Origin of the sequence: Mesorhizobium sp. B3-1-6 (assembly GCF_006439555.1) — a bacterium.
In the GTDB taxonomy this organism is placed as follows: Bacteria; Pseudomonadota; Alphaproteobacteria; order Rhizobiales; family Rhizobiaceae; genus Mesorhizobium.
This window is the reverse complement of record NZ_VFTM01000043.1, coordinates 18,749-31,585: the sequence shown is the minus strand read 5'-3', so window position 1 is coordinate 31,585 and position 12,837 is coordinate 18,749. Positions and strand designations below refer to the sequence as shown.

At 60.1% G+C, this 12,837-nt stretch carries 10 protein-coding genes; 5 read left to right on the top strand and 5 right to left on the bottom strand.

Translation table 11 applies throughout. The features are described 5' to 3' along the window. Positions 1–1,246: 1,246 nt before the first annotated feature. Positions 1,247–1,552 (top strand): hypothetical protein, encoded by a 306-nt coding sequence (locus tag FJ414_RS28215; protein ID WP_246672518.1) that lies wholly within the window; start codon positions 1,247–1,249, stop codon positions 1,550–1,552. Between the two features lie 256 nt (positions 1,553–1,808). On the opposite strand, the gene FJ414_RS28210 is transcribed toward FJ414_RS28215, so the two are convergent. Continuing rightward, a complete protein-coding gene (locus FJ414_RS28210; RefSeq protein WP_140647640.1) occupies positions 1,809–5,450 on the bottom strand; it encodes a hypothetical protein in 3,642 nt (1,213 codons plus the stop codon). A gap of 266 nt (positions 5,451–5,716) precedes the next feature. Between FJ414_RS28210 and FJ414_RS28205 the strand changes: the two genes are divergently transcribed. Together FJ414_RS28205 and FJ414_RS28200 are read left to right on the top strand one after the other, a co-directional pair. Then, the gene (locus tag FJ414_RS28205; protein WP_181181737.1) at positions 5,717–7,228 is read left to right on the top strand and encodes a Gfo/Idh/MocA family oxidoreductase; all 1,512 of its coding nucleotides are present in this window, start codon (positions 5,717–5,719) and stop codon (positions 7,226–7,228) included. A gap of 36 nt (positions 7,229–7,264) precedes the next feature. Next, positions 7,265–7,561: a hypothetical protein gene (locus tag FJ414_RS28200; RefSeq protein ID WP_140647638.1), complete on the top strand. Its 297-nt coding sequence runs from the start codon at positions 7,265–7,267 to the stop codon at positions 7,559–7,561. Between the two features lie 199 nt (positions 7,562–7,760). Here FJ414_RS28200 and FJ414_RS28195 read toward each other — a convergent pair whose 3' ends face one another. Then, positions 7,761–8,015 carry a transcriptional regulator gene (locus FJ414_RS28195; protein WP_140647637.1) on the bottom strand — a complete coding sequence of 85 codons (255 nt, stop codon included), beginning with the start codon at positions 8,013–8,015 and terminating at the stop codon, positions 7,761–7,763. A gap of 173 nt (positions 8,016–8,188) precedes the next feature. Here FJ414_RS28195 and FJ414_RS28190 point away from each other — a divergent pair, with 173 nt between their 5' ends. Together FJ414_RS28190 and FJ414_RS28185 are read left to right on the top strand one after the other, a co-directional pair. Then, positions 8,189–8,833: a hypothetical protein gene (locus tag FJ414_RS28190; RefSeq protein ID WP_181181736.1), complete on the top strand. Its 645-nt coding sequence runs from the start codon at positions 8,189–8,191 to the stop codon at positions 8,831–8,833. Positions 8,834–8,939: 106 nt separating this feature from the next. Beyond that, positions 8,940–9,464 carry a helix-turn-helix domain-containing protein gene (locus FJ414_RS28185; RefSeq protein WP_246672517.1) on the top strand — a complete coding sequence of 175 codons (525 nt, stop codon included), beginning with the start codon at positions 8,940–8,942 and terminating at the stop codon, positions 9,462–9,464. 307 nt (positions 9,465–9,771) lie between these two features. Here FJ414_RS28185 and FJ414_RS28180 read toward each other — a convergent pair whose 3' ends face one another. The 3 genes from FJ414_RS28180 to map all read right to left on the bottom strand — a co-directional run bounded on the left by FJ414_RS28180 (position 9,772) and on the right by map (position 12,692). Continuing rightward, on the bottom strand, positions 9,772–11,025 hold the full coding sequence (locus tag FJ414_RS28180; protein WP_140647636.1) for a tyrosine-type recombinase/integrase: 1,254 nt from the start codon (positions 11,023–11,025) through the stop codon (positions 9,772–9,774). A 147-nt stretch (positions 11,026–11,172) separates the two neighbouring features. Further along, positions 11,173–11,832: a DNA repair protein RadC gene (gene radC / locus FJ414_RS28175; RefSeq protein ID WP_140647635.1), complete on the bottom strand. Its 660-nt coding sequence runs from the start codon at positions 11,830–11,832 to the stop codon at positions 11,173–11,175. 32 nt (positions 11,833–11,864) lie between these two features. After that, positions 11,865–12,692, bottom strand: coding sequence for a type I methionyl aminopeptidase (map, locus tag FJ414_RS28170; protein WP_140647634.1), 828 nt, complete (start codon positions 12,690–12,692; stop codon positions 11,865–11,867). Positions 12,693–12,837 lie beyond the last annotated feature (145 nt).

Sequence of the window (12,837 nt, the reverse complement as noted above, 5' to 3'; positions counted from 1 at the left end):
TCGCGCCGTCGCAGCGCGGCCGGTCCATTCCATTATGTGGAGCGATGGCACGTTCTATGTCGGCGATGCGACTGCTACCGAGACCGCGGCCGCGCAACGCGTCCACACCAAGGACCGGCGTCTGCTGGGAGCGCATCGATGAGCGGCGCGACGGAAATTGAAACGCATGGCGTCGGCACGATGAGCGGCGCCAACTGACACATAGGAATCCGCCCCGGCGGATGAGGACCGATGCAGACCAACAACGACGGAACGCACGTTACCTTGCCTGCGGCCGCGCCGATTGCAAGACGGCCGGATCGCGCTCGATTGCCTGTGACGCTGCTTCCGTCAGTGCGATGGAAAAGTGCGCCGCGACGACTCGAGCGCTGCAAGGCTGCAGCCTAAATATCTCGTCGCAGAGCGCGGAGGACTGCTCGGCGCATCGGAGCTCAACGCCAGAACGCGGGATCGTAACCCAGAGAACAGATTCGTATATTATCGTAGCGACAAGGAAAAACGACGATGTATGCCAAGTGTCGCGCAGAACAACCGATTAGGATGGCAGGATAAAAGGCAGAAATGTGCTGCCCCTTGGCGGTTGTTTATTTTCAATTAGTTGCGTTTAGATTTCGCAATGTGTGCGCATAGTGCGCACGTTGCGGAAACGGCGTTTTTTCATTCGTTACAGCGGCTTAGCGCAGGGTGCAGTGCCTCGGCATGATCAACAGCAACCATGGCCGATAGCGGCGTGCGGACAAGATCTCTTTGAGACGGGCTTCAGCGGAGCGTCACTGAGTTGCGAGGTTGATCGCGTCAGGACATGGCCGTGCTTTGCTCGCTATGGCTGTCGATAAAGTTGGCGCGGCGCCCCCGTCTGCGACCCGGGTGGCGCCGAGCCGCCAGCGTCGGCCGTAGGATGGCGGCCGAGCGCTGGCTTGTCTGCTGCGGTTGTCGCTCTCGCAGAGAAGGTTGCCGAGTTTCTTCATCCGCGTTGAGGCGCTCCGTTCAGGGCAAAAGCTTGCCGTGGGTCTGAGCCTGCTACCTGGACGCCGAGCGCGTGGCACGCCCACTGACGATGCGGATGCCTCGACGCATCAGCCTCGCTGGCAAGCTGTAGGGCCATCGCGGGCTTTCCATCCTGACATGAATGCGCGAACCGTCGTGTTACGGTGCCGGTGAGTTTCACGCATCGCTCTGGCCTGCCGTGAAGTGAAGAGGTGAGGTCACCAACCGCCGCGCCTTGTTCTTCCACTCCGGCAGCGCAGTGGTCGCCTCGACCGTTACAGCAAACGCTCTCGGCACCGAGCCGCTGAGCCGTGACCGGCAACCATCCAACGACCTGCCGGCGCTGATTGAGGCGCACAAGGCAGCATACGCAGCGTTCGGCAAGGCCGTCCACGAAAGGGGCAGCCGCAGCCGCCAGCACATCGAGGCTGCCCGAGAGGAGGAGATGGCGCTATTGGCGATCTGCGCCTATCCCGCGTTCAGGGAAGGCGATTGCTTGACCAAGGCTCACTATCTTTTGGAGATCGAGGCGCACGGCGAGCTCGACCTCGCGGAACATATCTAGGCTGTTCTCCGCTCGACGATGTAAAGTGATGAGACTTCCGAGCGCGTAGCCGGTCAGACCGGGAATGTCGGCGATGCGCCTTCAAGTCGGTCGTTAAGCAGGATAACCATACCGTACCGCCTACGCGGACATGAAACGGACGGCTGAAGCGGCATATTGGCGCCACAAGCGGTCACTGGCCGCGCGTCAGGACAGGCTGACCTTGCCGCTGGGTGGTCGGCGAAGTTTCAGGAGCCTGTTGACCTGTATCCGGTCGTCAGCCCTGATCCCGGCTCATCTGGATATTCGCCTGCCAGTAGAGACGCTCTACCTCGTCGACATCAGGAAAGTCATCTTGCGCGTGAGCTGTATCGATCCAAGCGGCGGCTTGCCTTTGAAAAAGCATAACATCCCCTCCCGCGCGCGCCCATTCTAGCAGCAAGGCCCCGGCAAATATGTATTCCTGGTTCTGGGTCAGCCACGACCTTACCTGAGCTTCGTAGGTCGACGCTCGTGGATTCACGGTAAGCAGAGCCTGAAGCACGAGGTTGGCTCGGTGGCGCAGGCTGAAACTTTCAAGCCAAGTCGCTGCCACCGCAATAATCCAGCCCTCCGCACCAATCAAACGAATAACCTTTGCAATCAAGAACGCACTGCCGATGTCTGAGCCGAACTCTTGAAGATAGTCTTGTGCGCCCTCGATCGCTGTCCTGCCGATTTCCGACTGTGGATTCGAACCGAAGGGGGATGACAGAATGAATTCAATGAGCCGGCAGTCGGCCTTGCTGAACCTTTTCCTTTTTAGGAATGCTCGCGCGCGATCCTCCGAGACGCCGATCTCTTCGAGGGATGCCGGATCTAGGGCGTATGTTGCCAGCAAGCCGGGAAAGGCCGGATGTTCGTCATTCTGCCCGAGCCAGGTACGAAGGGCTAGCCGGATGGTCGTAAGATCTTGCCTTCTATGAATCCAAGCTAGGAAAAGGAAGCTGGAATGAGGATGCCCAGCATGGGTCTTTAACCAGAACAGCGCGAGCTCGGCAAAAGGAAAAACTTCGGGGTTCGACGCCGTCTCTTGCCGGTAATGATTGGATAAGACGACCGGATACTGATGGTCCGACCCGTTGTGCTTCAGCCATGCAATCAGAGGTGCGCGCACAGCCGCCACGCCGAGCTTGTGCTTGTACCAGAGATTGAAAACATAAGCTGCCCGCGGGTGGGCAAAATGCCCCCTCAGCCAGAGCACCATGTTCGAGGCCCAGAAACCCATATCTCGGGGCGCGGCAAGTTCCCAAGTCTGGAACACGAATCTCACGTGCTCATCAAGGGGATCTAGGTCAACGGCGCTACGCAACGGGCCTCTGATCGAGTCAGCGTCTCCACCCATCTGGAGCCAGTAGATGCACATATCCCGGTGCGCTTTGGGGGGGAGATCCGATCCGATAAAGGCAAGCGCTTCTGACGAAAAGGCGCGCCAAGACACGCCCGCATCCCTCAATTCGCGAAACAAATACAACGTTGCAACCGGGGAAAGTCGGCTGTTCTCGGATAGCCACCTTTTGACGTAATCCTGAAACTTCGCGTCGAGACTCCTGCCAAGCTTGAGTGCGGTTTGAAGCACGTGGGTTGCCATAAATCGATCGGCGTACAGGTCAAGCCAGTCGTCCAACGCGGACATCGCCTGGGTCGATCCCCGCGATTCGGACGCCCAGGCAGCCAGGACCTTTGCCGCAAAGTACTTCCGACCGTGCAGGAGACACCAAGGCGCAAGATAATTGGCAACCTTCCCAGAGACGATATTCACCGGCGTGCCAGCAGAGTCCGCCTCTTGGGCCTGTTCTTTGACTGCCTCAAACCAGGCAACTAGAACGAACGCCGTTGCAGACGCGGTGGAAAAGCGCTGGAGCCATCGCAGAACACTAGGACCCACCCGCTGAAGTGACCCACCATTCGCAAGGACAGCACCAATCAGATACGAGACGTCCCAGTCATCGGCGGATTTCAGCATAAGCGCTGTCGCGCTCTCCCGATATGAACCTGGATCGTGCCAAACAAGATTCGAGATGATCCGCAGATCGGAATCGAATGAAATGCTTTTGAGCAGATCATCGAGCCGGGGACACGTCTCCGCTTCGGTCGCCCTCTCCCGCTTGCGAAGGGAAGCGACGGAATGGCTCAGGAAGCGACAAGCTTCGAGATCGCCCCGCAAGCCTTCGTAAAGACTGTCGATTGCGTTTAGCACAGATGGAAGCCTCTGCGTCGGCACCAAGGCGCTGCTGACCACCTCCAATGCGTTCTGCTGAATAGCCAAGGCGTGCTTTTTCTCGAGCTTGGCGAGAACGGACACCGGGTCTATCACCTCTAACTCTTCCGCCCCGGACACACGGCCTAAGGCATGCAGGGCCCTGCCAAAATACTCCTTTTCGCAAGCCGTAGAGAGTAATTCGGCCATCCGGTTAGCTGGCTTCTCCGTGCCGAACAGATGCTGCGTCACAAGCGCGTCGGCAAAGGCGTCGTGCACAGGGGCGTAGGTGTCCGCCTCTTCTTCGATCCAGAAGTCCCCCTCAAGAGCTTCGAATATCTTTGTGCCGACCTCGTTCCGGTCTTCCGTGATGTGGTCCACCTCCGCCTTTGCCACGGGGAGGGCCAGGGCGATTTCCGCCAAGCGTCGCCTCGCGGTCGATTCGAGGCCAGCAAGTGAATCAGCCCGCTTTCGGGCCCAAGCCGCGAAATGTTGGTTGTCGACCGAAATTCGAAACTGCTTGTCGAATAGGCTTGGATGTTCCGTCTTTAGGAAACCCGCAAATGCCGCAAGGAAAGGAAGGTCCCGAGTCAACGCAACCAGACCGGCGTCGTTGTCCAGGTCGAAGTGCTTCAGAATCTGCGCGACCAGCCAATGTTCGTAAGTTGTGCCATTGTCCTTTTGAACTCCCACGGAATACGCATCGATTTCGAAATCGTCGTAGGTCTGCTCGACGAGGCGCACACCGCTCGAACGGCTGCAAAGTATGAGCGTGGTACGAATGTCGAGGTCATTTCGGACAACGTCGCAGAAAGACCTGACAGGCGTCGCGGTCCTGACATTCTCCGCATAGTCTTGAAACAGCAGAACATGTCTCAACGCGGCTGGCTCGCGCCTGCCCTCCCTAAATCCTTTTAGGTAATCCTTCAGTTTCAAGTAGTCAGCCGCCAATGGCTCGATCAGCAATGCAAGGTCTGCCTTGGTCGCCTTGCAAAGTTGATGGGCCAAACGGGTCTTTCCGTGCCCGCCGGGTCCGTGAATGAGAATCGCGCGGGTTTCGTCCGCCTCGTCAATTTTTCGAATTAGGTCCGTCTCGGAGAAAACCTCGCCCTGCGCCCCCATGTCTTCCATGTAATAGTCCCTGGAAAAATAGGGCAGCGCGTCCTGGTCAAGAAACTTCTTGAAGCCTTTCACGAGCCGATAGGGGCTGCGCGCGTCGGCGAACCCAATCATGGAAAGGTCGTGAAGAGCGAGTTGGAGTTTATAGGGCTTCTCACGCAGTCGGCGAGCCCATTGTGAAAAGACGGACCGCCGCGTTTGCCACGTCTCCGGCAGCCCGTAGCTGGCGACGGCATCCTTCACCCGCTGCCTACGCTCGGTCGGCGATGCTGCCACCCAAGTCTTCTGCGCCAACTTTAGCTGGTCGAGGATCGCCGGGTCCTCATTATCCGTGAGGGCGGTGAACAACCCGCCGGCAAAAGTCGATCCTGCCGTACCTTCCTCCAAGAAATCTCGAATTCCTTGACGACTTGCCACTCGGGCCTGCTGAAGTTCCGTATCCGTCCACGGAAGTGAAAGGAATTCTTGGTCGTCCCTGCCGGCCCCGGCCGCCATCAGGAATTCTACAAGAAGGCTGAGGGGGAGCTCCCGCTCCGGCGGCAAGGGGGGTCCGTTATACATGCCCGAAGGGGGCTCCTAGCAAACTTATTTAATCAATGTTCATTGCTCTTTCCTCGTTTGTCCATAGTGCGAGGCCGCAGTTGGGCTCCAGCCATGTTGGGCCAAGTTCTCCCCGATCACTCAAACCTCACCGGGATCGGCGGTCTTTACACCTCCTTGACACCCCGTTGGCTGCGGTCTGTTCGGCGCTGCCGCAGGCTCCGGGCAGTTGGTGAATGGGTCCCCAACCGCTCGGCCGCGCTAATCGGCCAACGGAACTGACCGCCATGAAACACTCCCCCAAGTTTGCAGCCTCGGCCCAAGCGCTTCTGCGCCCGGTTGTCCTGCTTCAGATAGGTCTCGGGCCGCACTGGGTCCGGACCATTCGCAAGCACCTGCAGGAGCTTCGTGCAGAGGGCTATGATGTCACCTGCCCGGCCGCGGTGGAACTGGCATCCGCTGGTCCCGCCGTCGAGGCGCGCCTGTCGGAAATTCAAGACGGCCGTCCCCATGAGATCGTCTATCTGGAGCCCATCTCTCCCTACCATCTTGACGCCCGGACCGAGGCCCAGCTCGATCGGCTCGTCCGGAAGCACGGCATCAGCGCCGTGGCGGTCAGCGTGCCGCCCGAGGCGCATCTGGCCTATGCGCTCTGGGCGCTGCAGAGGGGACTCCACCTGTTTCTAGACAAGCCGGTGACCACCCGGCCCAACGCAGTCACCTCGTTGTCGGCGGCGCGCGGGATCCTGTCGGATTTCGATGAACTGGCCCTGGCCTACGCCCGCGCCCAGCAAGAGCATCCGGTCTGCGCGATGCTGAACGCGCAGCGGCCCTTCATGCCGGTCTTCGCCAAGGTCTTCGACTGTGTAGCGGAGGTCCGCGAAGCGACCGGGCAGCCCGTGACGAACATTACCGCAGCCCATGCCGACGGCCAGATGCGGGTCGGCGGCGAGCTTGTCGATGTTGCCTACCACGGCTACAGCACCGGCAGCGGGAAGCTGGCCCATTCGGGCTACCACGTGATCGATGTCATCGCCCGCCTGCTCAAGACCGGGACCTGGGTCCACGCCCGGCCCGACTATCTGCTCGTGCATGCCAGCCTTCGCCAGCCCGATGCTCTGGTTGCCGCCATGCCGCGGCTGGGGTGGCACAAGCTCATCGGCGGCAGCCACGCGAGCCTGGAAGACTACGACGACGCCGAATTGGTGATGCTTGGCCGCCGGATGGGTGAGGTCGACGCCCATGTCTCAATGGAGGCCATCCGCGACGGCAGCGTGATGACCACCGTCAACCTTCATCTTCAACATGACACGGTCTCCGCCCGCGCGACCCTGGACCCGCCGAAGAATTGGTACAAAGGCTCCGGCCGGCTGAAACGCGAGCTGTGGCACATCGACCAGGGACCGATGCAGGGTCTGCGTATCGAGACCCTCCAGGCCGAAGACCGGCATGACCGAGCCGAAGCGAAAGGCGACCAGCTCGGGGACCCGAACCACCTCGAACTGGTCCGCGTACAGAACAGCGGGCTCATCAAGGGTGCGGACCGGCTGTCGCGCTACAGCGCGGCGACTTTTGCCGGCGAGACGGGCGAACATCTGCTGTCGGAACGGGCGAAGATGGCGTCCTTGACCGAGTTCGTCGCATGTGCAGAGGGGCGTCTGCCGGTCGCGCAGCTCACCTCGGATCTCTCGACGCACCGGCTGGGCGTCGCGATCATGGCGGCGGCGTACGAAAGCCACATCCGCCGGGGCCCGGACCGCATGGGCGCCGGAATGGTCCGCGTCGAATGGTCCGAATGATTGAGGCCCAGATGCAAGACCGGAAAGCTCTTCCTTGTGGAAGGCATCGATCTCAGAGGGAAGACCTCGGCCTGCAAGAGCTTGATGGCGCGGTTTCAGCCGCGCCTCGAGTACCGTCGCAATGCGTTTGCCGGGAAGAACACGCTCTATGTGGCGGCAGATGACCTTCGTCGGGCCTACGGCCTCGACAGCCGACACCTCGGCCACGCCTACCTCGCGGCAGCCGCACTCGACGTGGCGTGGTTTCGGCCGCCCCGCGCGGTACGAATCCAGGAAAGCATGATTTGCACGCGTTCGCTCGCGCACCATCGCGCCCGGGCGAAAACGACCTAGCGGATGCCTTTGCCGACCTCCTCGACCAACCGAATTACCCCCAGTTCGACGCGCGGATACTGACAGCGGTCAGTCCGCTACCGGCCCAGATGCGGACGTTTCTATTTTGGCCCACAATGTCCGGAACTGTCGCGGGGTTAGACCCATGACGCGTTGGTCGACTGCGAAGTCGCTCGAAAGCGGTAGCGCTGTCTACTGTTCATCCGCCATCAAATCGACGGGCAAGCCTTACACCTGGGCCGCCGCCATTTTCTGGAATGAACTCGATGCCGGCCGCCTCAAGTGCACTGCGAATCGCCTTTCGATTCGCGGAGGTGATAGCCGGCATGCCGTCGTCGGATTCCGCGCGTCTAACAGTCGCAACCCCCACGCTGGCGGCGTCTGCCAGATCCTTTGCGCTCCAACGCACCAGCGCGCGTGCTGCTCGCATCTGCGCGCCAGTGATATCTTTCATATCATGTGATTGCAAAGTAATCTCTGATGGGCTAGATTATGACAGACATTCACACGAACCGGCTGCAGTTGACTCAACGCCCTGCAGGTGCCGGTTGCGCGCAAGTACGGCCAGGCGATGTGCGACTGCACATAGCCCAGCCTAACCACGCCAAGCTGTTGGGAGCTCGGATCATGGGTGATTCCGACAATACCACGCCTTTGCCTTTCGTCACGCACAGGAAGGAACTTGCGCGAACGGCAAATGTAGAGCTGCGACCACAGTCCACTGAGCTTGCGCGAGCCGACTTGGAAAAGGACCAAACTTCCGATCGCGTGGTACCTGTGTGGCGCGAGTGGCAGGATGCCCACAACTTGACCGAACGGCTGTGCCGAGAGCAACAGCGCCTAGAGCGGAAACTCGCCGAAACTATTGGTTTTCCGTGCGCGATGATCCTGCAGGCCAATGGTGAGAGCCTGACACTGCATTCTCTGAAGGCAATTCGCGAATTGCCAAGCGCCGATTCCATCGACGCAACAGTCCGTGCGAAGGCCGAAGCCGACTTCGCGGCCCATCAGCTTCGCTGGGATGCCGCTGCTGAAGACATCGGCTATTCCGCCGCGTTGCGCGCTGAACGCGAAGCCGCTGATCGAGCGGAGGAGTTGCTTGAGGTATTGTCCGAAACGCCTGCGACTACCCTTGCCGGTGTGGCGGCCAAGCTGGATGCCGTACTTAAAGAAGGTCAGCCTTCGGAAGGCGACACCGAGTTTCCCTGGCCTCAAATCCGCTCAGTCCTCAAGGATATTGATGGAATTAGCCGACCGGGAGAGCCGACTTGAAGGCGCTCATAGTGTTTCGCGCCGTTTTGCAACTCCCCATTCATCGGAAATTTGCTGAATTCCCGGCGGCGCACCGCCACAGGCTCACATTCCCGGAAGTGAACAGATGCAAAAGCGAGACGCCTTGTTGGAATCGAAACGCCCTCCTGCTGTGATGATATGGGCAAAGCATAAACCTGCGAGCCCTCATTCCGCAGATATGCATGTCGGCAGGCAGATCGCGACGGTCCGTGTGCAGTCAGACGTGTCGCAGGCGCAACTTGCACGGTTTGTCGGCATCAGCTTCCAGCAACTTCAGAAATACGAGAACGCGAGGAACCGCGTCAGCGCCTCCATGCTCTACGAGATCGCCACGTCACTCGGCGTTCCCGTCAGCCGCTTCTTCGAAGGCCTGCCAGGCAACGACGCCGCCCGGGAAACTGGACCTCTGCCGGTGGACGAGCGCATAGACTTCATCGCCAGTGCGGAAGGCCGGCGTCTCATCGAGGGCTTGATGAATCTTCATCCGCGCGTGCGCGGCCGGATGGCGGCCTTGATCGCCGCGTTGAGGGAAGAAGTGGCGATCCTCGATACGGACCGGGGCAGCGTCACGATCGGAGAACCGGCGCTGGACGCGGGCAAGACGGCTTAGGCCGACAGGCGGTCACGCAAGCGAATCTGCTGCCGCCGCGCTGAAATAACCGCCATTGCGACAGGGCACCCCACCTGTGGTGCGATTTTGTCGCCGGGAGTAGCCGACTGTCCAAAACCGGCTGAAAAGCCGGCTGAATTCCGAAAATCAAGCCGGTGCCGGTTCGCCGGGTAGGTCAAAAAGCCGTTGGAAATCAATTGGATGGAATGGCGCGCCCGAAGAGATTCGAACTCCTGACCCCAGATTCGTAGTCTGGTCCCCCACGGTGAGCTTTGCCTCCGTCGGTGATGGCGGTGAGGATGTTAGCTCATGCAGCTTCCTTGAGCTCGGCTTTACGCCTCTTCTTCGTCAGGAGTTCGCGGACGAACTTATCCCACCTAGCCATGGCAGCGCGCTTTTCAGGCATGTAGTTCCAGCGATCGTAGCTCTTGGAACTGACGTCCTGCAGGGTGTGGTTCTGCAATCGGTCTCGGATCTCTTTCGAGAGACCTGCCTTGCCGGCAAGCGTCTTCCAGGTTCGCCGGAGATCGCGGTTTGTCACGACGGGAATGACCTCGCGATCGCGCTGGCGCCACATGAACGAATAGAGCGTTCCATGACTGACAGGCTTGGACGGGTCGGTTGCGGATGGGAAAAACCAACCAAATTCATTTGGCTTGATCGACCCGATAAGCTCGGCCGCGATTTTGGGCACGGGGATGGCGTGAGGCTTTCCATTCTTGGTCTTGGACCAGTCGATGATGCGCTCAGCGGCATCCCATTGATCGACGTGTAGCCGAGCGATCTCCTCGACGCGCTGGCCGGTCAGCATAAGAATTCTTACGGCACGCGTGTAGGGGGGATGGACCGGCGTATCGGGATATTCGAGCCAGCGATAGAGACGGACAAATTCCTCTTCGTCCAACCAGCGCGTTCCCACGTTTTTTGGTTCTGTTGGAATACCAGCAGCCGGATTGTAGATGAGACGAAAGCGACGGACAGAGGTCGAGCGGTAGTCGTGCTCGGATTTCAGTCCCCAACTGTAAGCCGATCGAATATAGCTACGAACATGATCGGCCATGGACCGTTTGCCCCGCTGGTAAATCGGGCGAATGATGTCCCTGATCTCTTCAGGCTCGATATCGCGGGCCGGGCGGTTGCGGCCGAGCATGTCGGCGATCTTGTTCAACCCCTTTTCAGCCTCCTTCCAAGACGGTTTTCCATCTGCCTTCAGCGATGCGACATAAGCCTCGAACAGATCGGCGATGGTGCCGGGTCGCGTGTCGCCCGCAATCTTGATGCTGCGTCCCTTCTGGATCATATCGGCGAAGTCGCGTTTGAAAATCTCGCGAGCTTGGCCAAGGCCCATTGACGGATACGAGCCTAGCTTTTTCTTGAGACGCTTTTGGTCTCGCCATTGCTGGGCCATCCAGTCCGCCGTTACGCGGGTCGGCATTGGCTTCACCACGAGAACGAGGCGGCCTGTTCCGTGGCCCTCGCCATCGACAAGGTTCTGTTGCTTTCCGGTTTCCTCGACCTGCTTCAAAGCACGGCGAATTTCTCCATCGGTAAGGCTTGGCACTGGGATCTCCCGTAGGCTTTCGAGTGGGATCGGCTGACGGGTAGTAGGGGTCTGCGGTTGGGTTCAAAACGGGCTTCGATCCCCCTAAAACCGATCCCAATATGCCACAATATCCGACTCTACGACAAGCCGGGAAAACATTATGCATCAATGTGCTAGAGCGTGATGGCGCGTGATCGAAAAGGGGCGAGTGGGATGATTGTGGACCAGGATGACGGCGCTGGCGGAGAGTTCGAGCGCCCGCTTCACCACCTCGCGCGGATAGACCGGCGTATGGTCAACGGTACCGGTCTGCTGCACCTCGTCGGCGATCAGCCCGTTCTTCTTGTCGAGGAACAGGATGCGGAACTGTTCGCGGGCCTCGAAGGCCATGGCCGAACGGCAATAATCGAGCAATTGCGTCCAGTTGGACAGGACTTCGCGGCCGCGCACCTCGCCGCGCGCCATGCGCTGGGCGGTGGCGGCGATGACTTTTAGATCGGTCGCGACGGTCGGCCCGATGCCTTTGACTTCTTCAAGCAAGGGTGCCGGCGCGCCGAGCACTTCGGCCAGCGAGCCGAAGCGGGCGATCAGCGCCTTGGCGATAGGCTTGGTGTCGACGCGCGGGATCAGCCGGAAGAGCAGCAGTTCGAGCAGTTCATAGTCGGGCAGGGCGTCCGGTCCGCCGGCGACGAAGCGTTCGCGCAGACGGTCGCGATGGCCGTGATAATGGGGCTTTTCTGCTGCCGTGGCCTTTTTCAGCGCCGTCTTGGGCGGCTCGATCCAGCCTTCGGAAAAGAACGCCCGCTCGTCCTCGACTTTCCCCATGCTCGCCCGCTCCCCTCAGGCTTCGGCTGAAACTAGGCTGGCAGGCCGGGGCGGTCGAGCTTTTTCGGCGACAGCGTGAAGATCTCGCAGCCGGTGTCGGTGACGCCGATCGTGTGCTCGTATTGCGCCGACAGCGAGCGGTCGCGCGTGACCGCCGTCCAGCCGTCGGACAGCACCTTCACATGCGGGCGGCCGAGATTGATCATCGGCTCGACCGTGAAAATCATGCCCGGCCGCATCTCGACGCCTTCATTGACTGTGCCGTAATGCAGGATGTTCGGGGCGTCGTGGAAAAGCTGGCCGACGCCGTGGCCGCAGAAATCGCGGACCACCGAGCAGCGCTCGGCCTCGGCATAGGTCTGGATCGCGGCGCCGATGGCGCCGGTGCGGGCGCCGGGCTTGATCGCGGTTATGCCGCGCATCAGGCACTCATAGGTCACCTCGAGCAGGCGCTCGGCGGCGCGCTTGATCGTGCCCACTGGATACATGCGCGAGGAATCGCCGTGCCAGCCGTCGAGGATATAGGTGACGTCGATGTTGACGATGTCGCCTTCCTTCAGCGGCTTGTTGTCGGGAATGCCATGGCAGACGACATGGTTGATCGAGGTGCAGGACGACTTGGTGTAGCCGCGATAATTGAGCGTCGCCGGCAGCGCGCCATGGTCCATGCCGAATTCGAAGACGAAGCGGTCGATCGTTTCCGTCGTCACGCCGGGCTTCACCATCGGCACCAGTTCGTCAAGGCAGCGCGCCGTGAGGTCGCAGGCCTTGCGCATGCCGGCAAAACCTTCCTCGCCATAGAGGCGGATCTGGCCGGTGTTTCGAAGGGGGGCCGTGGAGGCGTCGAGATAGGTAACCATTTTTGTCCGTTTGCCGGCGTTGGCTCCAAAGGAGCCGAATGCGAAAATCTGCTCCAGATTTGGCACCGGAAGCCGCAAGGTTCAAGGACGAAGTGCGATTGCGGCGTCCATTGCGGCTTTCCTTCGGCCATTCCATCGGTTAGGT

Excerpts from the sequence above, each read along its gene's own strand:
- FJ414_RS28210 (WP_140647640.1), bottom strand. The coding sequence starts at position 5,450 with ATGTATAACGGACCCCCCTTGCCGCCGGAGCGGGAGCTCCCCCTCAGC.
- FJ414_RS28205 (WP_181181737.1), top strand. The coding sequence starts at position 5,717 with ATGAAACACTCCCCCAAGTTTGCAGCCTCGGCCCAAGCGCTTCTGCGC.
- FJ414_RS28195 (WP_140647637.1), bottom strand. The coding sequence starts at position 8,015 with ATGAAAGATATCACTGGCGCGCAGATGCGAGCAGCACGCGCGCTGGTG.
- FJ414_RS28190 (WP_181181736.1), top strand. The coding sequence starts at position 8,189 with ATGGGTGATTCCGACAATACCACGCCTTTGCCTTTCGTCACGCACAGG.
- FJ414_RS28185 (WP_246672517.1), top strand. The coding sequence starts at position 8,940 with ATGCAAAAGCGAGACGCCTTGTTGGAATCGAAACGCCCTCCTGCTGTG.
- radC (WP_140647635.1), bottom strand. The coding sequence starts at position 11,832 with ATGGGGAAAGTCGAGGACGAGCGGGCGTTCTTTTCCGAAGGCTGGATC.
- map (WP_140647634.1), bottom strand. The coding sequence starts at position 12,692 with ATGGTTACCTATCTCGACGCCTCCACGGCCCCCCTTCGAAACACCGGC.